20 protein-coding genes and 3 pseudogenes are annotated in these 23,510 nt (G+C 56.0%); 13 read left to right on the forward strand and 10 right to left on the reverse strand.

What is annotated here, in order from left to right; genetic code table 11:
- Positions 1–2: 2 nt before the first annotated feature.
- Positions 3–437: a fluoride efflux transporter CrcB gene (gene crcB, locus A4S02_RS00855; RefSeq protein ID WP_019089874.1), complete on the forward strand. Its 435-nt coding sequence runs from the start codon at positions 3–5 to the stop codon at positions 435–437.
- Between the two features lie 125 nt (positions 438–562).
- On the opposite strand, the gene A4S02_RS00860 is transcribed toward crcB, so the two are convergent.
- The 3 genes from A4S02_RS00860 to A4S02_RS00870 form a co-directional block, all read right to left on the reverse strand.
- Entirely contained in the window at positions 563–946 is a 384-nt protein-coding gene (locus A4S02_RS00860) for a VOC family protein (RefSeq protein ID WP_019089873.1), read from the reverse strand.
- 69 nt (positions 947–1,015) lie between these two features.
- Positions 1,016–1,840 (reverse strand): ferritin-like domain-containing protein, encoded by an 825-nt coding sequence (locus tag A4S02_RS00865; RefSeq protein ID WP_019089872.1) that lies wholly within the window; start codon positions 1,838–1,840, stop codon positions 1,016–1,018.
- A 209-nt stretch (positions 1,841–2,049) separates the two neighbouring features.
- Positions 2,050–2,511, reverse strand: coding sequence for an acyl-CoA thioesterase (locus A4S02_RS00870; RefSeq protein ID WP_070322676.1), 462 nt, complete (start codon positions 2,509–2,511; stop codon positions 2,050–2,052).
- Between the two features lie 414 nt (positions 2,512–2,925).
- Here A4S02_RS00870 and A4S02_RS00880 point away from each other — a divergent pair, with 414 nt between their 5' ends.
- Both A4S02_RS00880 and A4S02_RS00885 read left to right on the forward strand, forming a co-directional pair.
- Positions 2,926–4,311, forward strand: coding sequence for an IS1380 family transposase (locus A4S02_RS00880; protein WP_070322678.1), 1,386 nt, complete (start codon positions 2,926–2,928; stop codon positions 4,309–4,311).
- A gap of 171 nt (positions 4,312–4,482) precedes the next feature.
- On the forward strand, positions 4,483–4,809 hold the full coding sequence (locus A4S02_RS00885) for a hypothetical protein (RefSeq protein WP_070322679.1): 327 nt from the start codon (positions 4,483–4,485) through the stop codon (positions 4,807–4,809).
- Here the strand turns inward: A4S02_RS00885 and A4S02_RS00890 are convergent.
- Complete coding sequence (locus A4S02_RS00890) at positions 4,800–5,624, reverse strand: IS5-like element IS12528 family transposase (RefSeq protein WP_082246712.1); 825 nt, start codon at positions 5,622–5,624, stop codon at positions 4,800–4,802. The two genes, A4S02_RS00885 and A4S02_RS00890, sit on opposite strands and share 10 nt — an antisense overlap.
- 105 nt (positions 5,625–5,729) lie before the next feature.
- Here A4S02_RS00890 and A4S02_RS15485 point away from each other — a divergent pair, with 105 nt between their 5' ends.
- The gene (locus A4S02_RS15485; protein WP_228142420.1) at positions 5,730–6,482 is read left to right on the forward strand and encodes a hypothetical protein; all 753 of its coding nucleotides are present in this window, start codon (positions 5,730–5,732) and stop codon (positions 6,480–6,482) included.
- A 109-nt stretch (positions 6,483–6,591) separates the two neighbouring features.
- Here the strand turns inward: A4S02_RS15485 and A4S02_RS00900 are convergent, their stop codons facing one another.
- Positions 6,592–7,797: an energy transducer TonB gene (locus A4S02_RS00900; protein ID WP_070322680.1), complete on the reverse strand. Its 1,206-nt coding sequence runs from the start codon at positions 7,795–7,797 to the stop codon at positions 6,592–6,594.
- Positions 7,798–7,921: 124 nt separating this feature from the next.
- Entirely contained in the window at positions 7,922–10,126 is a 2,205-nt protein-coding gene (locus A4S02_RS00905) for a M13 family metallopeptidase (protein WP_070322681.1), read from the reverse strand.
- Between the two features lie 135 nt (positions 10,127–10,261).
- Between A4S02_RS00905 and A4S02_RS00910 the strand changes: the two genes are divergently transcribed.
- Both A4S02_RS00910 and A4S02_RS00915 read left to right on the forward strand, forming a co-directional pair.
- Positions 10,262–12,718, forward strand: a complete 2,457-nt coding sequence (locus tag A4S02_RS00910; RefSeq protein ID WP_070324121.1) for a TonB-dependent receptor — start codon at positions 10,262–10,264, stop codon at positions 12,716–12,718.
- A gap of 143 nt (positions 12,719–12,861) precedes the next feature.
- Positions 12,862–13,455 (forward strand): hypothetical protein, encoded by a 594-nt coding sequence (locus tag A4S02_RS00915; RefSeq protein ID WP_070324122.1) that lies wholly within the window; start codon positions 12,862–12,864, stop codon positions 13,453–13,455.
- Here the strand turns inward: A4S02_RS00915 and A4S02_RS14685 are convergent.
- Positions 13,448–13,977 (reverse strand): annotated as a pseudogene (locus A4S02_RS14685) (IS5 family transposase); the annotation flags it as partial. The gene A4S02_RS00915 and the pseudogene A4S02_RS14685 overlap by 8 nt on opposite strands.
- 96 nt (positions 13,978–14,073) lie before the next feature.
- On the opposite strand from A4S02_RS14685, the gene A4S02_RS00925 reads away from it, so the two are divergent.
- From A4S02_RS00925 to A4S02_RS00940, 3 genes are all read left to right on the forward strand, one after another.
- Positions 14,074–15,459 (forward strand): IS1380 family transposase, encoded by a 1,386-nt coding sequence (locus tag A4S02_RS00925; RefSeq protein ID WP_070322682.1) that lies wholly within the window; start codon positions 14,074–14,076, stop codon positions 15,457–15,459.
- A gap of 261 nt (positions 15,460–15,720) precedes the next feature.
- A complete protein-coding gene (locus tag A4S02_RS00930; protein ID WP_041247965.1) occupies positions 15,721–16,743 on the forward strand; it encodes an IS110 family RNA-guided transposase in 1,023 nt (340 codons plus the stop codon).
- A gap of 353 nt (positions 16,744–17,096) precedes the next feature.
- Positions 17,097–18,184 (forward strand): IS3 family transposase gene (locus tag A4S02_RS00940; protein WP_099046872.1). Its coding sequence is split into 2 segments (ribosomal slippage): positions 17,097–17,358 and positions 17,358–18,184, totalling 1,089 coding nucleotides; the frame shifts between segments, so codons are not numbered across the junction.
- Between the two features lie 39 nt (positions 18,185–18,223).
- Here A4S02_RS00940 and A4S02_RS00945 read toward each other — a convergent pair.
- A pseudogene (locus A4S02_RS00945) lies at positions 18,224–18,868 on the reverse strand (inorganic phosphate transporter); the annotation flags it as partial.
- A gap of 70 nt (positions 18,869–18,938) precedes the next feature.
- Positions 18,939–19,163, reverse strand: a complete 225-nt coding sequence (locus tag A4S02_RS00950; protein WP_019089858.1) for a hypothetical protein — start codon at positions 19,161–19,163, stop codon at positions 18,939–18,941.
- 341 nt (positions 19,164–19,504) lie between these two features.
- On the opposite strand from A4S02_RS00950, the pseudogene A4S02_RS00955 reads away from it, so the two are divergent.
- The 4 genes and pseudogenes from A4S02_RS00955 to A4S02_RS00970 all read left to right on the forward strand — a co-directional run.
- A pseudogene (locus A4S02_RS00955) lies at positions 19,505–19,813 on the forward strand (transketolase C-terminal domain-containing protein); the annotation flags it as partial.
- Between the two features lie 3 nt (positions 19,814–19,816).
- Positions 19,817–20,983, forward strand: coding sequence for an acetoin dehydrogenase dihydrolipoyllysine-residue acetyltransferase subunit (locus A4S02_RS00960; protein ID WP_019089855.1), 1,167 nt, complete (start codon positions 19,817–19,819; stop codon positions 20,981–20,983).
- 202 nt (positions 20,984–21,185) lie between these two features.
- Entirely contained in the window at positions 21,186–21,740 is a 555-nt protein-coding gene (locus tag A4S02_RS00965; protein WP_026019457.1) for an Hsp20/alpha crystallin family protein, read from the forward strand.
- Positions 21,741–21,781: 41 nt separating this feature from the next.
- Positions 21,782–21,958, forward strand: coding sequence for a hypothetical protein (locus A4S02_RS00970; RefSeq protein ID WP_185303260.1), 177 nt, complete (start codon positions 21,782–21,784; stop codon positions 21,956–21,958).
- 252 nt (positions 21,959–22,210) lie between these two features.
- Here A4S02_RS00970 and A4S02_RS00975 read toward each other — a convergent pair whose 3' ends face one another.
- The gene (locus tag A4S02_RS00975) at positions 22,211–23,494 is read right to left on the reverse strand and encodes an NAD(P)/FAD-dependent oxidoreductase (RefSeq protein ID WP_070322685.1); all 1,284 of its coding nucleotides are present in this window, start codon (positions 23,492–23,494) and stop codon (positions 22,211–22,213) included.
- Between the last annotated feature and the right edge of the window lie 16 nt (positions 23,495–23,510).

Consider the following 23,510-nt stretch of genomic DNA (forward strand, 5'->3'; position numbering starts at 1 on the left):
TTATGTCTTTCTATTCCTGCCTGATTGTTATGATCGGGGGCGCGCTGGGCACATTGGCGCGCTATTTTGTTTCTGTTCTGACTGCACCCATCAGCCGGTATATTCCGTGGGGCACCATTATTGGTGTGAACATGGTGGGCTCTTTTGTTATCGGCTTTTTTGGCACGCTTACACTGGCATCTGGCCGGTATCCGGTATCGGAAACCACGCGGCTGTTTGTTATGCTGGGCATATGCGGCGGATACACCACGTTTTCCTCCTTCAGCCTGCAAACGCTGGATCTTATTCGCGTTGGGGGCTGGGGGCGTGCGTTGGTGAATGTGGTGCTTTCTGTAGCACTTTCTGTTGGCGCGGTGGCTATGGGGCACATGCTGGCATCCCGCATGAACTCTCACGCTATTTTGGTGGCGCAAACCAATACGGAAGAAGAAGTGTAACGCTGTTTGCCTTGAGAGAATCAGGCACAAAAAAAGCTGCGGCCCGTAAAATGGCACGCAGCTTTTTTTTATTTAAGCCCCGGCGGAAGGGTGTTCCGCCAAGGTTAAACACAACCTGTTAGGGCTTAGGCCGGAACCTTGCAGCCAATGCACAGCTTGTTGCCATCGGGGTCCCGCAGGTAGGCTAGATATAGCGGGCCCATGCCCGTCTGGCGTACGCCGGGCGGGTTTTCAATGGCTTGTCCGCCATTGGCGATACCTGCTTTGTGCCATGCATCGGCCATAGCGGGTGTGGCGGCTTCCAGCCCAATGGTGCCACCATTGGCCGGGGTGGCGGGTTTGCCATCCAGCGGCTTGGTAACAACAAAGCGCTGGCCCTGCTTGGCGTAAACCAGGCGGCCATTGGGGTGAATTTCTGAAGGGGGAATATCCATAGCTTCAAAAATGGCATCGTAGAATTTTTTGGAACGGGCAATATCGTTACTGCCCACTACAATATGCGTAAACATCAGATGTAAATCTCCGTTTATTTTAACGGAGAGGAGCTTACGCTGCCAAAGTGAGAAGGAGAAGGGCGGCTAGCTTATGCCCGCAATGCGCGCAAACTTGCGCTGGCGGCTGAAGAACAGTTTTTCCGCAATCCAGAACACAGCGCTCTGCCATTTGCCGTGCGGGTTAACGCCAATGGTCTTGAACACCATGTTGGTGACGCGCCGCAGGTGCTGGGGCTGATAGTTCTTCATGGCGCGGGACATATACGCCGCAATGCAGCGCGTGTGGTCATACGGCATGTTTGCGGGGTCGTTCGTGGTGTAGTAGGCGGATGCTAGCTCGTCATCCTCGCTTTCCGTTACGCGGCCTAGGGCAATGCGTGCGCGTTGCAGCGTGCCAATGTTTTCGCGCTTCAGGTAGCGATTCATGTGGTCATAAAACAGTTTGAAGTGGCGGAACTCATCCGCTGCAATCTGCTTGCACAGGGCCTTTAGCACGGGTTCTTCGGTGGCATCGGCCAGTGCGGAATAAAAAGAGGACGTGCCTGTTTCCACCATACATCGGGCAATCAGTTCCCCCGTGCGGGAGCCACGGACAGATTGCTCCACTTCCAGCGGAATCTGGTAAAAATCCCGGTAACGCTGGAAGGCTGCGTGATAATCCCACGTGGGGTCTGCCAGCATGGCCCAGCGGCCCAGCGCATCACCGTGCTGTACTTCTTCTATGGCCCAGTGGTCTGCGGCTTCTCTAAAGTCCGGGTCATCACGGAACACGTTGTTCAGGTAAAGCGCGTAATCCACGCTGTTGCGTTCCACCACCGAGGCCGCCTTGATGGCAGGCACCAGTTGCGGATCTACTTTAGAGGGATCAAACTGATCCCAAGGCAGTTGGTCGATCTGCCAGTGTTTCATAAGCCCGGGCCTCCCTTTCCTGCCTTTTTTACGCGTATGCGTGGTTTATATGCCGTGCAGGCCGGGTTTGCGCCAGAGCCAAGACATGAAAAAACCTGTTGGCCGGATTTCTAGACCATCCGGCCTTGGCGTGGAAAGCTGAAAAAAGCCAAACAGCCAGATAACACTCAAGCTGTGTTCTGGCTGCCGTGCCATAACGCGACACAGGCTTATAAAGGTGCCGCGTGGTGTTTAACCTGCTGTGGGGGCACAATTTCTGGCAGTTCATCACCCGGCTGCGGAGGTGGCAACTGGCGGGGGCGGCGGTTTTCATCCAGCGCTACAAAAATAAATTCGCCTTCCGTCACCTTGGATGTCAGATGCGTGTGGCGGGCGCGGCGCCATGTTTCTACATGAATGGTCAGCGATGTGCGGCCCGAGCGGATAATGCGGGTGTAAATGCTGACCTCATCCCCCACCACCACGGGTTCCATAAAAACAAGGCTGTTGATGGCAATGGTGGCGCACCGCCCATTGGCCCGAAAAGCTGCCGTGGTGCCGGCTGCAAGATCCATCTGAGAAACAATCCACCCGCCAAACACGTCTCCTGCCGGGTTGGTATCTGTGGGCATGGCCACCACGCGGATGGTGGGGATATCTGTTGGGATTTGCGAATTCTCTGAACGGGGCATGCAGTACTGTTCCTTCTGGCAGGTGTCTTATGTTCTGACTTGCAGGGAAGAAGCCGCCCTGCACGAAAGCATTGCCAGCAGGATAGCCCGTAAACATGGCGGGATGCAGCTTCAGTTTTTCGTGATCAAACCTGCCTTGAGCGCAGCGCGGGCGGCAGAGGGAAAGCTGCGCGCTGGGTTGTGTAAATTTTTTCAAAACGTTTACGTTTTATAAATATATTCAAAATAAAAATGAAGTCGTTCCTCGTTAATACTTAATAAATAGTTAACGCGGGCTTTCTTCATGTAATAAGGACCCGTTGGCCATGGCCATCAATCTACGCGGAAATCTCACAGAAGGGTTGTACATCGGGTTAGATTATGAAAAAGTCTGTTTTGTACAAAATAATTTTTCATAAGCAATAAACGAACCCGATGCAGACAGAGTGTAGCGCAGGCGCGTATGAGTTTCCAGCCTCCTATGGACGGCGTGTTGTGGCCCGTTTTGACGGGGGTCGCATGAGTTCGGATGGGGGCGTCATTCTGGTGAAGCAGGCTGATGACATTCTGGGGCTCAGCCGCCGCTTTGCTGCCTGTTTTCGCGATGAGCGGCATCCTGCCTTTGTGGAATACCGGGTTGAAGACCTTGTCCGTCAGCGGATCATGGGCCTGGCACTGGGCTATGAAGACCTTAATGACCATGACGCTTTACGTCATGATCCTGTCATGGGTCTGGTATCGGGACGTCTGTCAGGAAGCCGGGCCAACTGTGCGGCACTGGCAGGAAAATCCACGCTGAACCGGCTAGAGCGCAGTGGGCAGCAGGCAGATCGTTACTGCCGCATCATTGCTGATCATGAGGCCCTGGCTACCCTGTTCGTGACGCTTTTCATGGACCAGCATGAGCGCGCACCCGCCCGGATCGTTCTGGATGTGGATGCCACCGATGACCGTATCCATGGCCATCAGGAAGGCCGGGCCTTTCATGGATATTACGGCCATAACTGCTATCTTCCCCTGTATGTCTTCTGCGGGGACCATCTCCTCAGCGCTACCCTGCGCACGGCAGACAGGGACCCGAGGAAGGAAGCACTGGCAGACATCCGCCGGATCGTGGAGCAGATCAGGAGCCGCTGGCCCCGGGTGCGTATCCTGGTGCGTGGGGACAGCGGTTTCGCCCGGGACAGTCTGATGACATGGTGCGAAGACAACCACGTTGACTTCCTGTTCGGGCTTGCAGGCAACACCCGCCTGTATGACCGGATTGCCTCTTTGTCCGCTGAGGTTCGTGACGAAGCCGCCACGACAGGCAAAGCGGCGCGCGGCTTTGCCTCCTTTGACTGGATCACAAAGGACAGCTGGACGCGCCGCAGGCGGGTCGTGGCCAAGGCCGAATGGCGCCACGGCAACCGCTATCATCGCTTTATTGTCACCACGCTACCGCAGGGAATGTCCGACCCCCGCCATCTCTACGAACAGATTTACTGCGCACGCGGGGATATGGAAAACCGCATCAAGGAATGCCAGATGGATCTGTTCTCAGACAGGACCTCGTCCCACACCATCCGGGCCAACCAGCTCCGGCTGTGGTTCTCGGCCGCAGCCTATGTCCTGCTGACCGCTCTGCAAAGACTGGCCCTTGGCCAGACCAGCCTGGAGACGGCGACCTGTGGCACCATACGCGCACGACTGCTCAAAATCGCGACACGTGTCACGCTCAGCGTCCGTCGGATTGTCCTGTCCATGCCGGACATGTTCCCCTGTCAGCATGAATTCGCCCTCGCTCATGCACGATTGCGAAGGCTCCGGCAGGCCATCTGAAGAAACAGACAGTGCACAGACCACATAGCTTCCACCAACACTGCCTTCTCAGGCCGTGACACCCTCACTGCGTTCAGAACCCGCCGCCAGAAGCAGAATATCGTCAATATTCCAGATCGGGCTCCTGTGGGATGACTGAATTCTACAAAATGACCCGAAATTGCCTCAAGTGTGAGAAATCCGCGTCTACTGTTTGACAAGGTAATAGATTACTCTGTTGAGGATCTGATTAACCTTAACGTAACCGGCAACATCCTGATCACGCGGGATGCCAACACCCCGGCGGGAGACCCCGTGGTGGTGAACCTAAGTAACCTTGCCGATGTGCAGGCGCTAAGCCGCATTGTGGTGGAAAACGGCGCTACGGTGGTGGCTGGCGGCGGCCTGGCCTCTGTTGGTGCCATTAAAAACATTACGGTAGATGGTGGCACGCTGGAACTGGGTGGAAGTGTTATTGCCGCCAACGTGCTAAGAGCCCTTTTGGAAATTCACGGATGAGCGTTTCGGCGTAGCATGAGGCTTCCCATGGCGATGTGGATCATGGCCTCTGCGACGTCGATCCGCTGTTCGTAGTCCTTCACAAGGCGACGCCAGCGGATCATCCAACCGAAGGTCCGTTCCACAACCCACCGACGCGGCAGGATTTCAAACCCTTTTGCTGTCTCTGACCGCCGGATGATCTCGACTGTGAAGTCGAGAAAAGTGGCCTTATCCATCAACTGGAGGCGGTCATAGGCTCCATCGGCAAACAGGTGCTTCACCCAAGGCCAGCGTTTACGAATGGCATCAAGGATCATCTGTCCTCCTGCACTGTCCGAAATATCGGCTGTTGTCAGCTGGACCAGGAGAAGGCGGCCATCCGTATCAACTGCGATGTGACGTTTCCGACCGACGATCTTCTTGCCTGCGTCATAACCACGTGTCTTTGCGTGGGGTGCCTTGATACTCTGGCTATCAATGACACCACCCGATGGACTGGTTTCGCGTCCTGTCGCTTCACGATCGAGCATCAGACAGACATCATGAATGGTCTGGAACAGGAAACGGCGCATCAGCCTGCGGAACCACCAGTAAACCGTTTGCCATGGGCCAAAATGAACCGGAAGCATCTCCCAACCGCAGCCTGAGCGCACGAGATAGCGCAGAGCATTGATGATCTCACGGAAATCGGTTGTCCGTTTCCGACCACGCCGGTTCGCAGGGGGCATCAGAGGCGCTATGCGCTCCCATTCCTCATCTGTCAGATCAGACGGATAGCGTTTCGTCTTGCGTGTAATTCCGGCCATGCGGCCTCGTTGTGCTGGCGTCCACATCCTGCCTTTGAATCACGCTCAAAACCTCTTGAAAACCTATCATAGCGAATTTCCAAAAGGGCTCTAAGCTCTATCAACGTTGGGCCAGATGGCGGCAACATTAAGGTGGATAGCGCTGGTGTTGGCGTAGGTGTGCTTTCCAATGTGGTGACGTTTATTGATTCAAACGGCAACTCAACAAGCACTATTCCCAACAACCTTACGGTAGATTTTCCGGATTCTTCCAGCGTGTGGGGGTATTACAACCCGCTAACCAACATTACCACCGTTGGGCTGGATCTGGATATTCTGGGTCTGATTGATGTCTCGCTTGGCCCTTTGTGCACGCAAAAAGACTTTGTGCAGCCCTTGTTTGAAAAAATCGCAAACAGGCATAACGCTGCGGGGCAGGTCCTTTGCCAAACTGTTTTGCGTGATCTGCTTGCCAACCCGGATATCAAACTGGAAACAAATACCGGCAAGCGTATCCGGGCCATAAAGGTGCAGGATGGGCATTATACCTTTATGCTGCCAGCAAATGTGCAAAGTGTGCAGATTGTCTCCCGCACCAGCCGCCCGTGCGATGTAGAAGGCCCGTTTGTAGATGATCGGCGTAAGTTGGGTGTGGCTGTGGGGCAAATAACCCTGCGAGATGCCCGAAATGTGCTGGAAGTTTCAACGCATTTGGAAAATGAAGAACTACCCGGCTGGTACGCGCTGGAGCAGAATGGTACAGCCCGCTGGACAAATGGCAACGCCAAGCTGGATCTGAATGTGCGCCCAGCATCTGGCATACGGATGCTAAGCGTGCAGGTGCTGGCGGCAGGGCCTTATCTGGTATCAGATGCCACGGCAACACAGCTTGCCAAACGTGCCTGAAAGTAAGGGGTAAAGGAGCAGGATCGTTGTAAAACATCCTGATCTACACAGTAAAAACGAGGTGTCGGCTGCTTTTTGGCAAGCCGGTGCCCCGTTTTTGTAGGCCGTATTAGTTGCGGATGAGCATGTAGTTGACCGTTACATCAAAGTTGATGAACTTGTCTTTCATATCCGGCGGCACGGGTGGCAGTTGTGCGCCGTGGAACATGCCTATGGTTGCGGAATCCAGATCGGAAGATCCAGAGCCACTGGTGAGGAACACTTTGAACACATGCCCTGTGCGGTCCAGAATAACATGCACCGAGGATGGGCCTTCATCCCCCCGTTCTGCCGCATCTGGCGGGTAGTACAGGTGGCGCTGAATCCATTCATCAATTTCCGCCGCGTAATCACTGCTCACGCCATGTACTGTGGTGCGTGATGCGTAGTGGGCGTTTAGCTCACCATTTTCCACCATCGGGCCAATGGAAAGGTCAATCGGGGCGCTGGAACCACCGGGGCGGCCATGCTGTTTGCGGCGCGGGGCTGGGGCCTCGTTAAAGGACATATCCATGGGGTGGTCCAGCGGGGAAGGCTTGTGGTGGCTGGGCCGGGGCGTAGGCTTGGCATGCGGTGTGGGGCGCGCAGGCTGCGGCGTTTTGGGCTTATGCTCCGTAACCGGGTGCGATGGCTTGGTTTCTGTCTTGTTTTCTACCGGCTTAGGCAGCCCATCATCAGATGGCGGCAGAATGGGGGCGGAGGGTGCCTCCTCTGTCGGGGGTGTGGGCGTGGGTTCGGCATCTGCCGGGGTTGGTGGCTCACTGCTGGTTTGGGCGGCGTGTTTGGCCTCATTCCCGCCACCTGCATCGGGGGATTGTGCGCCCACCATGCCGCTGGAAGCCTGCGGTTGGGAGAACACCATTTCCACCCCGGCGGATTGCTGGGCAGCATCGGGGGAGCCTTGGGGCTGATGGTGCGTGGCCTTGTACAACAAGGCGGCCAGCAGCAGCACATGGGCTAAAAAGGAGGCGGTAAGTACAGGCCCTAGCGTGGGATCTGCGTATATTTCCTTGCGGATAAGCGGGGTGGAGGTGCCCCGTACGTTAACGCCACGTGTGCGCGGCACAGGCGCCGCAGGAAAAAGGCGTGCGCGCACATCTTCCGTATCGGGCTGGGATGTGCGGGGGCTGGCGGTGTTTTCCGCAGCGTTTGAGCCGCTGTTGGGCAGCAGCCGGGGTTCCTGTCTGGCAGGATGGCGGGAGGAACTGAACCTGTCGATCATGACCCGCCCGTTATTCTCCACCTGTTCCGCAGGGTTTACGCATACCGGCCCCATGCCAGTGTGGTGCGTATTGTGTCATGGCTGCTGCTGTGGTGCCAGAGAGAAGTTTGCAAGAAGTTTGCCACACCGCAGGGCCATGCCGGGGCACGGGCCATACGGTGTGGGGCTGGTGTGGGTGTTACCAGATTTTTACGCGCTGATCTGGCGCAAGGTAAAGCTTATCTGTGGGCTGCACCTTCCATGCATCGTACCATGCATCAATATTGTGCATGGGCATGTTTACACGCGCCTGCGGGGGGGAGTGCGGGTCTGTCACCACCAAGCGGCGGATGGTTTCTTCGCGCAGTTTTTCACGCCACACCTGTGCCCAGCCAAGGAACACGCGCTGGTCTCCCGTTAGGCCATCCAGTTCTGGTGCGGGCTTGCCTTTTAGTGCGGCATGGTACGCATCCAGCGCCAGCGTAAGGCCACCCAGATCGGCAATGTTTTCACCCATTGTCAGCTTGCCATTCACGTGCACGCCGGGCAGCACCTCAAACGCATCAAACTGCGCGCCAAGCCGGTCGGCCAGTTTCTGGAACCGGGCAGCATCTTCCTTTGTCCACCAATCATGCAGGCGGCCGTGTTCATCAAACTGGCGGCCTTCATCATCAAAGGAATGGGTCATTTCATGGCCAATCACGCCGCCAATGGCCCCGTAATTTACGGCCATATCCGCCTTGGGGTTAAAGAACGGCGGTTGCAGAATGGCAGCCGGAAACACAACCTGATCAAACAGCGGGTTGTTGTAGGCGTTCACGGTCTGGGGTGTCATGTCCCATTCATCACGGTCCACGGGCTGGTCCAGCCGTGCCAGCCAGTAGCGCCATTCATATGCCACACCGTTGCGGGCGTTGCCGTACACATCGCCCTTATGCACATCAAGCCTGGCGTAATCGCGCCATTTGTTGGGGTAGCCCACCTGAATTTCAAAGTTTTCAAGCTTGCGCAGCGCGGCCTGCTTGGTGGCGGAGCTCATCCACGTATTGTTGCGCAGGCGCACACGGAAGGCATCTTTTAAGTCCGTGGTCAGCTTTTGCATGGTGGTGCGGTTTTCTGGCGGGAAGTAACGTTGCACATACACCTTGCCCAGCGCCATGCCCATGGCGGAGCTGGTGGCCTGCACGCCGCGCTTCCACCGTGCGGGTAGGGAAGGCTGGCCAGTAAGGGATTTGGTGAGCGCAAAGCGCGCCTGCTCAAACCGGTCTGGCAGGTAGGATGTGGCGTTTTCTACCAGATGCGCGGCCAGCCACGCCCGCAGCGTATCCATATCCGTATCAGCCACCACGCGGGCTTCTTCCGTAATGGCGGAGGGTTCGCCCACAATCAGCACGCGCTTGTCCAGCCCCTGTTCGGGCAGGCCAGCGGCGGAAAGCCAGATAGACCATTCAAACCCCGGCGCGTTTTTGGCCAGATCAGCCACAGTCATCGGGTTGTAGGTTTTTTGCGGGTCTCGCAGCGTTTCACGCGCCCAGTGGGCTTTGGCAAGGCGTGTTTCAAACGTAACAATAGCTGTGGCGGCTTTTGCGGGTTCTGGCCAGTCTGCCAGCGTGAGCGCCTTTTCCACATAGGCCTGGTAGGCCTTTTTCTTGCTGGCGAATTCCGGCTTTAAATAATAATCGCGGTCCGGCAGGCCCAGCCCGGCCTGATCCAGATTAAGCGCATAGCGCGTGGGGTCCTTCGCATCCGGGTTGATACCCAAAGAAAACGGCGAGAACTGGAAGTTACCGGGGCAGGACCCCGTAAGGGCGGCCAGATCAGAAGGCGTTTTAATGGCGCGAATGGCGTCCAGATCTTCCTTAAGCGGGCGGGTGCCAAGGCTTTCTACCGCAGCCTCATCCATGTAGGAGGCGTAAAACGTGCCCAGCTTTTCTTCAATACTGCGCGGGTTTTCTACCGGATGGGCGGAAAGATCGTTCAAAATACCCTGTACCCGTGTGCGGGAAAGTTCGGCCAGCGCGTTGAACGGGCCATAGCTTGTCATATCTGCGGGAATTTGCAGGTGGTCCAGATAGGTGCCGTTGGCGTAGCGGAAAAAGTCATTCCCCGGTTTTACGCTCAGATCCCGGCCTTCCAGATCTACACCCCAGGGGCCAAAGCTGGCGGGGGCTGGCTGCGCTGTGGGGGCAGATGGTGCGGCAGCATGTGCCGGTGCAGTAGCGCCTGCGGTGGCACCAACAAGAGCGGCAGAAAGCAACAATGCGCCACGCAGGGAGGAACGGGAGAGGAGTTTGGACAAATGGAGTCTCCGCTTTCTTTCTTCTGGAGCAGATGTGCGGGGCAGGCCCACCCACCTGAGTGTTCGGAAACAAAAGAATATTCCGCCCCACCTTACCTCTGGCATGGAAGGCTGCCTACCCCGTGTGGTGCGGGCAAGTATGGGTTGGCCGTAAGGGAATGAATTTTTCTGCCAGCCCGCATGTGTGCTTGCATCTTGCAGGCATCCCCCGCATTAGGGGCTGAAACACACATATATGTTATGCGTTGCACGTTATGCGGCGGCCCGCAGGTGCACAAAAGCAAGGGGTATGGCGTTATTTCTGGCCGGGTAAAATACAGGCAGCGTGTTGCCTTAGGGCGGGGGCCACAACAGTGCAGGCGTGTTGCGGCGCATCAGGCGCGCCGTGTTTTGCGCTGCGCCGGGCTTATGGCGCTGGGCCTGTGGCCTATTATGGTGCAGGCCGCCCAACCCGAGGCTACAGAGCCAGCGCATACACCCCCCCATACACATGGGCGGCATTATACAGGTGCGCATATAGGGCACCATGCAGGCCCCCCCGCGGCGGTGGAAGCCCGCAGCAGCACATCTGTGCAGGTGAACGCCCACCGGTATGATTACATGTTTCAACCCGCCCAGCATGAGCCAGATGCCACCACGCATCTTACGGCGGAACTGCTGCGCAACCGCGATATCACTACTCTGCGCGGGCTGGAGCACGTAGCCCCTAACTTAACGATGCAGAGCATCAACGGCACGGCCTCCACCAACTTTTACCTGCGTGGGTCCGGGTTTAATGATTTCACCCAGAACAACATGCCCACCGTGCTGACGTATGTGGATGATGTTGCCTACCCCTATGCCGCCATGACAGACGGCATGATGTTTGATCTGGCCAGCGCCAGCGTTACCCCCGGCCCGGTGGGTACGGAGCACGGCCAGTCCACCACGGGTGGGGAAGTGCATTTGCACACGGCAGACCCAACGGATACGTGGCATTTTGGGGCATCGCAGGATATTGCCTCCTACGCTCGTAGCCGGAGCGAGGCCTATGTGTCTGGCCCGCTGGCTAAGGGGCTGGATTTTCGGCTGGCGGGGCAAACACGCCAAGGCGGCGGTTGGCAGCGAGACCCCGAAAATGGAGATCACTTAGGGGATGCCGATTTGTGGGCCCTGCGCGGCAAGCTGCGCTGGCGGCCGGATGATAAAACCACCATCCAGCTTGGTGGCCATTTTGTACAGGATAACAGTCAGGTGGTTACCCCGCAGGCTGTGCACCGCATTATTGGCTCCACCCCGCTGCCCGATTACGGCATGGGAACAGATGCGCAGTGGTCTTCCAATTCCACATTCGACAAGCTGATCGGCCGGCGTGATGGACTAAAACCCAGCGAGCACAACCAGTACTGGGGCGCGGATGTGCATATCATCCACGATTTTGGGCCGGTGACGTTTACATCCGTGAGCGCGTTTGAAACTGAACGGCGCGGGGAATACACGGATCAGGACGGCACATCCCGGCAGGAGGCCGATACCTACCGCACCATAGATGGCAACGTGTTTACGCAGGAAGCGCGGCTGAACGGCTCTGCCCTTGGCGGGCGGCTGAACTGGGTTGTGGGCGGCTATTACCAGCGCAGCCAGATGAACCAGCGCTTCTTCTTTAACTACACAGATTACGCCGCGCGTGGCTACATGATGTCCACCTCATTCGGGCAGAACCAGCAGAGCGTTTCGGAATTCGGGCATGTCAGTTACCGGCTGCCGCATAACGTCACCATCTGGGCGGGGCTTTTGCACGAACTGGATGACCGCAGCATTACGGGCCTGACATCGCAGATATTTGGCGGAGCCACGCATAACTTCCACGCAGAAAGCACGGCCTCCAACCAGTTTGCGGGGCAGGTGGGTGTTTCCTGGCAGTTCGTGCCCAATGCCATGCTGTATTACAAAATGAGCAAGGGCTTTAAGCCCGGCGGTTTTACGACCAACAACACGCAGGTGCAGGCACAGCTAGACCCCTTTCACCCCGAAACGGTGCTGACATACGAGCTGGGCTTTAAATCAGACCCCATACCCAACCGTCTGCGTATTAACGGCGCGGCGTTTTATAATGATTACCATAACCAGCAGGTTGTGGGCACGGTGCTGATTCCCGATTACGGCCCGTTAAGCGAGATTACAAATGCCCCCAAATCTGAAAGCTGGGGTTTTGAGGCCACGTTGGAGGCCAACCCCATAAGCCGTTTGCACATTATGCAAAATATTGGTTGGCAGCGTGGGGATTTTCAGAACTTCCCCAATGTGGACCGCTCCGCCACCAACGCCAATTACGCCAAACACGGCACATGGAACGCGATAGAGCGTAACTTTGCCGGGGTGGATAACGGTTCCCCCAAACTCACGCTGAACGGTGAGGCCATGTGGCGGCAGCCCTTGGGCAAGGGGTATCGGCTGGATTTTGGGCCGGATTGGCAATACCGGGGTAGCCAAGCCATTGTGGTGGGTGGCACGGGGTATCAGCGCCTGCCATCTTACTTTTTGCTGGGCGCACACGTTACGTTTCGCCCGCCTTCCGGCAAGTGGGAAGCTACGCTGTATGCCCGCAATATTCTGGACAAACGCTATGCCGAAAGTGGCGGTATGGCCACCACCACGTATTTCTATATTCCCGGTGAGCCACGCTTTGTTGGGGGCCGTGTTTCCTGCGGGTTTTAGGTATTAAATAAGTATAACAAACGCGTGATTCACGTTATAGATAGAAATAAATAAGAAATGGTCACTAAAAAACTATTTCTTATTTTCTGGTAACGCTGCTTGTATTGCCTCCGTTCTTGTTTTCTTTAAACGGAGGTCCGGTTGTGGCCGGTAAAAACGGTGCGTGCCTGATTGCTTTGGCGTTGCTTTTGGGGGCATGCAGTTCTCGCATCGCCCTTAACGAGGCCTCCTTCCCCATTCAGGATCTGCCGGGGCAGCATTTGGTGCAAACGCCGGTGGCCTATAGTTTTGCACCGGGTTTTGCCAAGCAGAATGCGCAAATAGCATGCAGCCTTGGTGTAAATTACACCACAGACCTTGGGGCCTCTGCCGAGGAGCGGTTGCAGCAGGCCATTCATTCCAGCTTTGCGCATGCGCAGCAGGAAACGCCAGCCCCGCATGGCTATACGCTGGCACTTTCCCTGCAAACGGCGGATGAGCAGGTAAGCGTTAAGGGCGGCATGTGGGATAATAAATACACGGTGGACACTACCCTTAAAGGCACCGTGCAGGTGTTAAACGCACAAGGCCAGCCTGTGCAGGTGGTGCCCATTACCGGGCAGGGCAGCAATACAGTGGCCGGAAGTTGCGGGGCACTTAAACGCGCCATGGTGCAGGCCAGTGAAAAAGCCGTGGCCCAGATTGGAAATGACTTTGTGGCCAAAGTGGCCAATGGCCAACGGCGTGTCGTCAGTTAAGCAGGATGATGATTGAGGCGAACTGCACGGCTGCGAGGAAGGTCGATTTCAGTTTATCGTAGCGGGTTGCGATAGCGCGAAACTGCTTGAGTTTATTGAAGAACCTCTCAACAAGGTTCCGTTCGCGGTAGAGAGAAAAATCGGTTTTCCGTCGTGTCGTTCTGTTGCGTTTTGGCGGGATGACCGGGGTAATCCCGCGCTGTATCAGCCGATCGATCAACCTGTCCGCGTCATACGCCTTGTCAGCAAGGAAAGCATCCGGTTCGATGTTTTCCAGAAGTGGTTCTGCCTGGGTGATATCGGCATCCTGTCCCGGTGTGATGCCGAGTTCCACTGGATTGCCCAGAGCGTCGCAGATGGCATGGATCTTTGTAGTTAGCCCGCCTCGTGATCGTCCGATGGCCTGATCCGTGCCCCTTTTTTGAGAGCTCCGGCACTATGCTGATGCGCTCGGACAATTGTGCTGTCGATCATCATGTATTCGTTGTCGTAATCAGCGGCCAGATAACGAAATATCCGTTCGACGCGGAAATCTCACAGAAGGGTTGTACATCGGGTTAGATTATGAAAAAGTCTGTTTTGTACAAAATAATTTTTCATAAGCAATAAACGAACCCGATGCAGACAGAGTGTAGCGCAGGCGCGTATGAGTTTCCAGCCTCCTATGGACGGCGTGTTGTGGCCCGTTTTGACGGGGGTCGCATGAGTTCGGATGGGGGCGTCATTCTGGTGAAGCAGGCTGATGACATTCTGGGGCTCAGCCGCCGCTTTGCTGCCTGTTTTCGCGATAAGCGGCATCCTGCCTTTGTGGAATACCGGGTTGAAGACCTTGTCCGTCAGCGGATCATGGGCCTGGCACTGGGCTATGAAGACCTTAATGACCATGACGCTTTACGTCATGATCCTGTCATGGGTCTGGTATCGGGACGTCTGTCAGGAAGCCGGGCCAACTGTGCGGCACTGGCAGGAAAATCCACACTGAACCGGCTGGAGCGCAGTGGCCACAAGGCAGACCGTTACTGCCGCATCATTGCTGATCATGAGGCACTGGCGGAGCTGTTCGTCACGCTCTACATGGACCGGCATGATCGGGCTCCTGCCCGGATCGTTCTGGATGTGGATGCCACCGATGATCGTATCCATGGCCATCAGGAAGGCCGGGCCTTTCATGGATATTACGGCCATAACTGCTATCTTCCCCTGTATGTCTTCTGCGGGGACCATCTCCTCAGCGCTACCCTGCGCACGGCAGACAGGGACCCGGGGAAGGAAGCACTGGCAGACATCCGCCGGATCGTGGAGCAGATCAGGAGCCGCTGGCCCCGGGTGCGTATCCTGGTGCGTGGGGACAGCGGTTTCGCCCGGGACAGTCTGATGACATGGTGCGAAGACAACCACGTTGACTTCCTGTTTGGGCTTGCAGGCAACACCCGCCTGTATGACCGGATTGCCTCTTTGTCCGCTGAGGTTCGTGACGAAGCCGCCACGACAGGCAGAGCGGCGCGCGGTTTCGCCTCCTTTGACTGGATCACAAAGGACAGCTGGACGCGCCGCAGGCGGGTCGTGGCCAAGGCCGAATGGCGCCATGGCAACCGCTATCATCGCTTTATTGTCACCACGCTACCGCAGGGAATGTCCGACCCCCGCCATCTCTACGAACAGATTTACTGCGCACGCGGGGATATGGAAAACCGCATCAAGGAATGCCAGATGGATCTGTTCTCAGACAGGACCTCGTCCCACACCATCCGGGCCAACCAGCTCCGGCTGTGGTTCTCGGCCGCTGCCTATGTCCTGCTGACCGCTCTGCAAAGACTGGCCCTTGGCCAGACCAGCCTGGAGACGGCGACCTGTGGCACCATACGCGCACGACTGCTCAAAATCGCGACACGTGTCACGCTCAGCGTCCGTCGGATTGTCCTGTCCATGCCGGACATGTTCCCCTGTCAGCATGAATTCGCCCTCGCTCATGCACGATTGCGAAGGCTCCGGCAGGCCATCTGAAGAAACAGACAGTGCACAGACCACATAGCTTCCACCAACACTGCCTTCTCAGGCCGTGACACCCTCACTGCGTTCAGAACCCGCCGCCAGAAGCAGAATATCGTCAATATTCCAGATCGGGCTCCTGTGGGATGACTGAACTCTACAAAATGACCTGAAATTGCCTCAAGTGTGAGATGGGGTGGTTGCCGTCCTCCCCGCACGGCATCGCAATGTGCCAGAATGGTCGTTGGAAGAAACGACTGCGCGAAAGGACGGCAGATGAAGGATACAGTGATAGGCGTTGATCTGGCAAAGAACATTTTCCAGGTTCATGGAGCTTCGCGTGCGGGCGAGGTGATGTTTCGCAAAAAGCTGCGTCGTCAGCAGTTTATGCAGTTCATGGCCACGCAGCCGCCTGCTCTGGTCGTTCTTGAAGCGTGCGGGAGCGCGCATTACTGGGCTCGCGAACTGGCAGGAGCTGGTCACGAGGTCAGACTGATCGCTCCGCAGTATGTGAAGCCTTTCGTGAAGCGCCAGAAGAACGATGCTGCTGATGCGGAAGCGATCGTCATTGCGGCCCGTCAGCCGGAAATGCGCTTTGTCGAACCACGCACTGAAGCGCAGCAGGCGCGTGGCGTTCTTTTCCGGGCCCGGCAGCGTCTGGTGCACCAGCGCACGGAACTGGTGAATGCCCTGCGTGCCGTTCTGTATGAATTCGGTCTCGTCGTGCCACAGGGGATTGCGCATATCAGACACATTGAAGCCATGCTGGATGAGGCGGTTCTGCCAGAGGCTGTGAAGCAGGAATGCCTTGATCTGCTGCGACAGATTTCGGAGCAGAGTGTGCGGATTGATGTCAGAACAAAGAAGATCAGGATGCTTGCCCAGGAAAGTGAAAACACCTGCAGATTGCAGAGCATGCCTGGAGTGGGTCCTCTGACCGCTCTTGCGATTGAAGCTTTTGCGCCTGACCTGCAGAGCTTCCGGCGCGGGCGCGACTTTGCTGCGTGGCTGGGGCTGGTGCCCCGTCAGTTCTCATCTGGCGGAAAGGAAAGGCTGGGGAAGATATCAAAAGCCGGGCAGGCTGATATCCGCAGGCTTCTCATCATGGGCGCCATGACCCAGGTGAACTGGGCCAGCCGTAAGGCCCCTGCACCGGGAAGCTGGCTGGCACGGATGCTGGCCCGCAAGCCCCGTATGCTGGTAGCCATTGCGCTGGCCAACAGGATGGCACGAGCCATCTGGGCCATGGCAACAAAACAGGAGGATTATCGGGATCCGGCCCTGTCCGTGGCAGCCTGAGCGATGGCTCGGCTCCCGCGGATGGAACCGGTAGGGGTGTGAGAGGGCGATGACCTGAATGGGCGCATGATCGTCTGATCCGGATCGGAAAAACCAGTGGATTTCTCTGTGCTTTAAAGCACGCCTGTGAGATTTGGATCTGATCCGCTGATCACCATACTGGCCAGTGGCTTCTGAAAGGCCACATCAACAGGCCTTACAGAAGACCGCACACGATCACACGTCAATATGGGTCAGAAAACTCTTGCATAACGGACGGCAACCATATGTGGACGGCTCCCCCGGTAATCCCCCCATAAAAAGAGTGACTTTTGAATGAGAATTTTCTCAGCGTAAGAATTGAGGAGATTCTGATGAAGAGTGATCGCTTTACTGACGCCCAGATCATGGGTGTGATCCGCCAGGCTGAGGGCGGTGTCCCGGTTCCTGACCTGTGCCGGGAGCATGGGATTAGCAACGCCACGTTTTACCGGTGGCGCGCGAAATATGGCGGTATGGATGCTTCGATGATCAGTCAGATGAAGGCTCTGGAAGAGGAGAACCGTCGGCTGAAGCGCATGTATGCGGATTTGAGCATGCAGACGGATATCCTGAAGGAAGCCCTTGGAAAAAAATGAAGCGGCCAGCCCAGCGCCGGGAACTGGCCGCACAGGCTGTGGCGCATCATGGGGTCAGCATTGCGCTGGCCTGTCGGATTTTTGGGATATCCGAGGCCTGCTTTCGCTATCGTCCGCGACTGGCAGCGGAGAACGACAGGATTGCCGCTCTTCTGGTGGGACTGACCCAGGCTCACAGGAGATGGGGATTTGGTCTGTGTTTCCTGTATCTGCGCAATGTGCAGGGACAGCTCTGGAATCATAAGCGGGTTTATCGGATCTATCGGGAACAGGAACTCAACCTGCGGATTAAACCCCGCAAGCGTCTGGTTCGCGAAAAGCCAGAAAAGCTGTCGGTTCCGGCCCTTCCCAACAGGGTCTGGTCCATGGATTTTATGGCGGACAGGCTGATGGATGGACGTGCTTTTCGGCTCCTGAACATTCTGGATGACTTCAATCGTGAAGGACTGGCGATCGAGGTTGATTTTTCCCTGCCAGCCTGTCGGGTTGTCCGCTGTCTGGAACAGGTTATGGAGTGGCGTGGCAGGCCAGAAGCCATCCGAATGGATAATGGCCCTGAATATGTCAGTCATACGTTGGTTTCATGGGCCGAAAAACAGGGGATTACCCTGATCTATACGCAACCGGGTAATCCGCAGCAGAACGCCTATATTGAACGCTACAACAGAACTGTCCGGCAGGAATGGCTGGAGCAGTATTTGTTTGAAAGCATTCAGGACGTGCAGGAGGTCGCAACACAATGGCTCTGGACATATAACCATGACAGACCCAACATGGGGAACAGCGGGCTAACCCCCGCCCAGAAACTAAAAACAGCTGCCTGAATTCTCATTCAATGCCCCACTAAAAATGGGGGGATTACCAAAGCCGCAAACGGGGGAAAACAGCAGGGCGGAAAACACCTTGCGCACCTGAGACCAGTCTACCCCATACAGGGGGCTACCGGCAGGAGACATAAGCTGATTGGCAAACCCAACCCCAAGAATGGACCCCACCAAAGCGTGGGAGGAACTGTTGGGAATACCAAAGGCCCACGTAGCCAAATTCCAGATAATAGCGGAAAGCAGCAGGGCAAAAATCATGGCATGGCCAGCACCACTGCCAACTTGCAGGATAAGCTCTACTGGCAGAAGCGTAACAACACTGTACGCCACTGCCCCGGATGAAACCAGAACGCCCGCAAGGTTCCACATGCCAGACCACACAACCGCCACCAGAGGGGGCAGGCTGTTGGTGTAGATTACGGTGGCCACGGCGTTTGCCGTATCATGAAAGCCGTTTACAAATTCAAAGCCCAGCGCAATTAAAAGCGCCAGAGCCAGCAGTGCAAAGGCCCCAATGGCCATGCCGTTTTCACCAGCAGACCGCAGATCTGCCAGAACACTATACCCTACAAAAACAAGGGCTGCCGTTACCACACCCATAAAGAACATGCGGAAGGCTTGGTTGGTGCCTCCCTTCATGTTGGGGCGTGGTGCGGCAGCCGGACTCAGCAACGTGCCGGACATGGATTTTTCCTGACTGTCAATTTCACTCTATGGGGGAAAAGCAGATCTTTTCCCGTCCTGCTGTCAGGTATCAGACGGCGTGGGCCGGCTTGCCGGCCCCATGGGCCGCTGTAGCAGGGCGTGCACCTGCACACGCTTTGCGGCGTGCGGTATGCGGCAGGGCGGCATACGGGTGCGGGGTGCCGTTACGTTCCCACACATATAGCAAAGTGGTGCGCCAGCGCTCACGCACGGCTTCGCGCCACTTTGGCTTATGTGCATCGGGCTGCATTGCAGTAACTGGTTCAGCACACATTGTCTGCTTCTCCTCCAAACAGGATGAGCAGTCCTTTAGCCCCTTGCTGGCCCATTGTGCGTGACGCTTTCATGACAACCGCTAAGAATGGTTCGCAAGACCGCAGCGCTAACTCTCTGAAAACATGTTATTATATTGAAATAGTAATATCACATATGCGTTAAGAACATATATTACTTCCTATAGGCCGGAACGCCGCCTTTCCTCCCTACGTTGGCACCCGTGTAACGCTGTGCAGATGTATGGAAAGGTCAGGCAGAACATGTCGGTTCAGATTTCAAGAGAAGCCCTGCTGCGTGCGTATCGGAGCATGCGTACCATTCGCGTTTTTGAAGAGCGCCTGCACGGTTATAGACCCACGCACCACATCCCCATTGGATGAGGAAACCATTTTGGAATCCGTATCCGAAACAGGCCGTCTTGTGGTGGTGGATGAAGCCAGCCCACGCTGCAATATGGCGTGCGATATTTCTGCCCTTGTGGCGGAAAAAGCGTTTTTCAGCCTTAAAGCGCCTATCCGCCGTGTGGTGCCACCGCATACGCCGGTGCCGTTTTCCACCCCGCTGGAAAAGCTGTACATGCCGGATGCCAACAAAATTGCCGCCGCAGTGCGCTCCATTACCTCCAGCCAGAAACAGAAGGTTGCATAAGTTATGTCCAACACCATTACAGCACTCACCATGCCCAAGTTCGGTTTGGCCATGACAGAAGGCAAGCTGGCATCATGGACAGTATCTGTTGGCCAGAGCGTGCAGCAGGGTGATGAATTGGCGGATATTGAAACCACCAAAATTACCAGCAGTTATGAAAGCCCCGCCGCAGGTGTGCTGCGCAAACAGGTGGCAGAGGCGGGGGAAACCCTGCCCGTGGGCGCATTGATTGGCGTTCTGGCTGATGCTGAAACGCCAGATGTGGATATTGAAGCCTTTATTAAAAACTTTCATGCAGAAAACCCGCAGGATGCCGCAGCAACGGAGGATACCACTGCCGGAGAACCCAAGCCGATTACGGTGGGCGAACATACGTTGAATGTGCGTGATGTGGGCACGCATACGGGCACGCCCATTGTGCTGGTGCACGGGTTTGGTGGAGATATCAGCAACTGGCTGCTCACGCAGGATGCCTTGGCCGCAGACAGGCGCGTGATTGCGTTTGACCTGCCGGGGCATGGGGCTTCCTCTAAAAACGTGGGCACAGGCACGCTGGCATTTTTGGCCGGTGTGGTAAGTGAACTGCTGCAAACGCTCAAAATAGAAAAAGCCCATGTGGTGGGCCATTCTCTGGGTGGTGGCATTGCGTTGACCCTACTGCGAGACCACCCTGATCAGGTTGCCAGCCTGAACCTTCTGGCCCCTGCCGGGTTGGGCAAGGATGTGAATGCAGATTTCATCAGCGCTTTTGTGGATAGTGAAAGCAGCCGGGATATGAAGGCTGTTTTGCAAATGCTGGTGCATAACAAAGCCCTTGTGGGCCGGAAAATGGTGGATGCCGTGCTGCGTGCTCGCCGGTTGGATGGTGCGCGCGATGCCCTGCACGTTATTGCCAAGGCGTGCTTCCCCAACGGGCATCAGGCGGATGATCTGCGCCCGGTATTAACAGGGGCGGAAACACCCACCCAGATTTTCTGGGGCAAGGAGGATGAAATTCTTTCCGTATCCAATGCCTCTGGCCTGCCAGATATGATCCCCGTGACAGTGTATGAAGAAACAGGACATCTGCCGCAGCTTGAACGTGCAACAGAGGTTAACAAAGCCATTGCCGTGTTTGTAAAAGACCCCGAAGCCGCGTTAAGCATGGCCCGGATGGACGCTACAGCCTAACCCCCCAACTCTCCCCCATACGCCCGATCATGCAGGTGCCTTCTATACGTAAAGTGTAGAGGGCATCTGCATATTGTTTGTTAAAAACGCTGCATTGTTCTTTAGATATAGGAAGCGATGTTATGACATGCACGCATTTCCGGCACGCTGAATCCGGGTGCATGAAATTGATCTATATCAAGGGAGAGGCGATCAGAAAGCGGTGATACTCCTAAGCGTGATCACAAGGGCGCCGCGTGCCGGGCCTTTGTGTCAGAACAAGGAGGATAAAATGACCAGTTACGTGAATACAGGCCGCTCCCCAGTTGTGCGTGTTCCTGTTGGCACTGTACGGGTGGCAGATCCGTTTTCTGTTCTGCAGCGGCAGATGAGCCGTTTGTTTGAAGATTTTAAAACACCAGAAGGGGCTGCAGCCGCTACAAGCCGCTTGGGTGCTACCGATATTACAGAAAACGCCAGTGCCTACGTGGTGGCCACGGAAGTGCCGGGTTGTTCTGAAAATGACATCAAGCTGGGCACAGCCAACGGGCTGCTGACCATTAGTGGCGAAAAGAAAAAGCCCGAACTGGAAGAAGGCACAAAGCACCACGTTGCAGGCCGCCAGTTTGCCGCTTTTGAAGATTCCTTTGCCATTCCCGAAGATGTGGACGTGGATAAAATTTCTGCCACCATCAAAAACGGTGTGCTGACAGTGACCATGCCCAAAAAAGCGCAAGCCAAACCGGCAGAACGCCAGATTGCCATTAAGGCAGGCTGAAAACAGGCGAGGTGTTCAACCTTGCTAGGAAAGATAGATTTATGAGCACGAAAAACAAAACGGTACAGATCGGCAGCACCAAATACGAAATGCTGGGCGTTATCAATGATGGTGACAGCAAGGTGCGGCTGAAGGACAGCGCAGGCAATGTGGAGGAAATGACAAGCGATTCCTTCATTACCCAGCTGAATGAAGGCAAGGCCAAGTATCTGGACTAATCAGGTAGCCGGATAAAAGGTTGTTGCAGGCGGGGTGCATAAAGGCCCGCATTGTGGGGTTTACCCAACACACAAAGCGGGCGCTTTAAAAATACAGGGGGCAGGCAGGATGCGGTGAACCTGTCTGGTCTGGCTCTTATACGGGTGGGCCGCCCCTGTGTGGCAGGTTTGCGTTATCAGGTTCCCGCACTGGCTGATGTTTTAAACAGGCCGGTGCGGGAATGCTTTTTTATAAACCGCGTTAAGTCTGGCTTAGTCCATCCGCACGGGGGGGCGCACAAAGCCATCCAGCCAATCTGTAAAGCAGGCAATCATGCCGCGGAATGGCCCATACAGTTCAAACTGATGTTGCCGATACAGCGCCATATGGCCAAGCCGTGCGCTAAGGCCGTGCATAAAGCCACCGCCAAAGGTTTTGCCATCTGCAAAGGCGCCCCAACCATTGTAATCCCCCAAGGCCACAATGGCCCCACGGTTTCTGAACTTAAAGGTAGACACGGGCTTTTTGTTAAAGATAAAGCCCGGCAGATAACGTGCCAGATGGTGCGCTTGTTGGCGGGCCACCTGTGCGGTGGGGGCAAGCGGGCTATCACTAATAAAGGCGCAATCTCCCACAGCAAAAATGCTGTCATCCAGCGTGGTCTGCAAATTGGGGCGTACCAAAAACTGGCCACCGCGCCCACACTCCAAACCATCCATCTGGCGGGTAACATCCGGGGCTTTTACACCAGCCGCCCAAACGCGAAACTGCGCATCCACACGGGTGCCATCTTTTAGCATAAAGCCGTGCTCATCCGCACCGCTGACCATTGTGCTGGTAAGCACCTTGATTTTAAGCGCTTCAAGCTGCTTTTGCGCGGCGGCAGATACATTTTCGGGGAAGGCAGGCAGAATACGCGGCCCGGCTTCCAGCAACGTTACGCGCATTTCCGGCGTAACAGGCGTGAAGTTGTAAAGCGAGCCAATATCCAGTGCTTTGTGCAGTTCTGCTGCAAGCTGCACGCCTGTGGCGCCACCGCCCACAATGGCAATATCCAGCGGAGAACCCCGGCCATAAGCCTGAATAACCGCATGGCGGAAGCGCTCGTTAAAGTTATTGGCTTCTACAATGTTGTCCAGGAAGATGCAGTTTTCTACCACGCCCGGCGTGCCAAAATCATTGGCGCGGCTGCCAATGGCAAAAATCAGCACATCGTAATCCAGATACCGCTCATCCAGCAGTACCTCGTGGTCTTCTTCTTCCAGCGGGGCCAGCTTCAGGCGCTTGGCGGCGCGGTCTATCCCGGCAATTTCACCATAGCAAAAGCGGAACCCATGCGCCGCAGCGTGGGAGATAAAGGTGATGCGGTCATTCTCGTTTCTGGCTGTGCCCGCAGCAAAGCAGTGTAACATAGGCTTCCATACATGGCTGAAGCCCTTGTCCACCAATGTAATATCTAACTTGCCGGAGCGCCCAAGGCTGTTGCCCAGCCGTGTTGCAATAGCCATGCCTGCAACACCGCCGCCAACAATAACCACCCGAAACCGATCACTCATCCCACAATATCCCCCT

The organism is Acetobacter ascendens (assembly GCF_001766235.1).
GTDB lineage: Bacteria > Pseudomonadota > Alphaproteobacteria > Acetobacterales > Acetobacteraceae > Acetobacter > Acetobacter ascendens.

Excerpts from the sequence above, each read along its gene's own strand:
- A4S02_RS00960 (WP_019089855.1), top strand. The coding sequence starts at position 19,817 with ATGTCCAACACCATTACAGCACTCACCATGCCCAAGTTCGGTTTGGCC.
- A4S02_RS00865 (WP_019089872.1), bottom strand. The coding sequence starts at position 1,840 with ATGAAACACTGGCAGATCGACCAACTGCCTTGGGATCAGTTTGATCCC.
- A4S02_RS00870 (WP_070322676.1), bottom strand. The coding sequence starts at position 2,511 with ATGCCCCGTTCAGAGAATTCGCAAATCCCAACAGATATCCCCACCATC.
- A4S02_RS00860 (WP_019089873.1), bottom strand. The coding sequence starts at position 946 with ATGTTTACGCATATTGTAGTGGGCAGTAACGATATTGCCCGTTCCAAA.
- A4S02_RS00880 (WP_070322678.1), top strand. The coding sequence starts at position 2,926 with ATGCAGACAGAGTGTAGCGCAGGCGCGTATGAGTTTCCAGCCTCCTAT.
- crcB (WP_019089874.1), top strand. The coding sequence starts at position 3 with ATGTCTTTCTATTCCTGCCTGATTGTTATGATCGGGGGCGCGCTGGGC.
- A4S02_RS00930 (WP_041247965.1), top strand. The coding sequence starts at position 15,721 with ATGAAGGATACAGTGATAGGCGTTGATCTGGCAAAGAACATTTTCCAG.
- A4S02_RS00970 (WP_185303260.1), top strand. The coding sequence starts at position 21,782 with ATGAGCACGAAAAACAAAACGGTACAGATCGGCAGCACCAAATACGAA.
- A4S02_RS00950 (WP_019089858.1), bottom strand. The coding sequence starts at position 19,163 with ATGTGTGCTGAACCAGTTACTGCAATGCAGCCCGATGCACATAAGCCA.
- A4S02_RS00900 (WP_070322680.1), bottom strand. The coding sequence starts at position 7,797 with ATGGGGCCGGTATGCGTAAACCCTGCGGAACAGGTGGAGAATAACGGG.
- A4S02_RS00975 (WP_070322685.1), bottom strand. The coding sequence starts at position 23,494 with ATGAGTGATCGGTTTCGGGTGGTTATTGTTGGCGGCGGTGTTGCAGGC.
- A4S02_RS00910 (WP_070324121.1), top strand. The coding sequence starts at position 10,262 with ATGCGTTGCACGTTATGCGGCGGCCCGCAGGTGCACAAAAGCAAGGGG.
- A4S02_RS00905 (WP_070322681.1), bottom strand. The coding sequence starts at position 10,126 with ATGCCAGAGGTAAGGTGGGGCGGAATATTCTTTTGTTTCCGAACACTC.
- A4S02_RS00925 (WP_070322682.1), top strand. The coding sequence starts at position 14,074 with ATGCAGACAGAGTGTAGCGCAGGCGCGTATGAGTTTCCAGCCTCCTAT.
- A4S02_RS00890 (WP_082246712.1), bottom strand. The coding sequence starts at position 5,624 with ATGTGGACGCCAGCACAACGAGGCCGCATGGCCGGAATTACACGCAAG.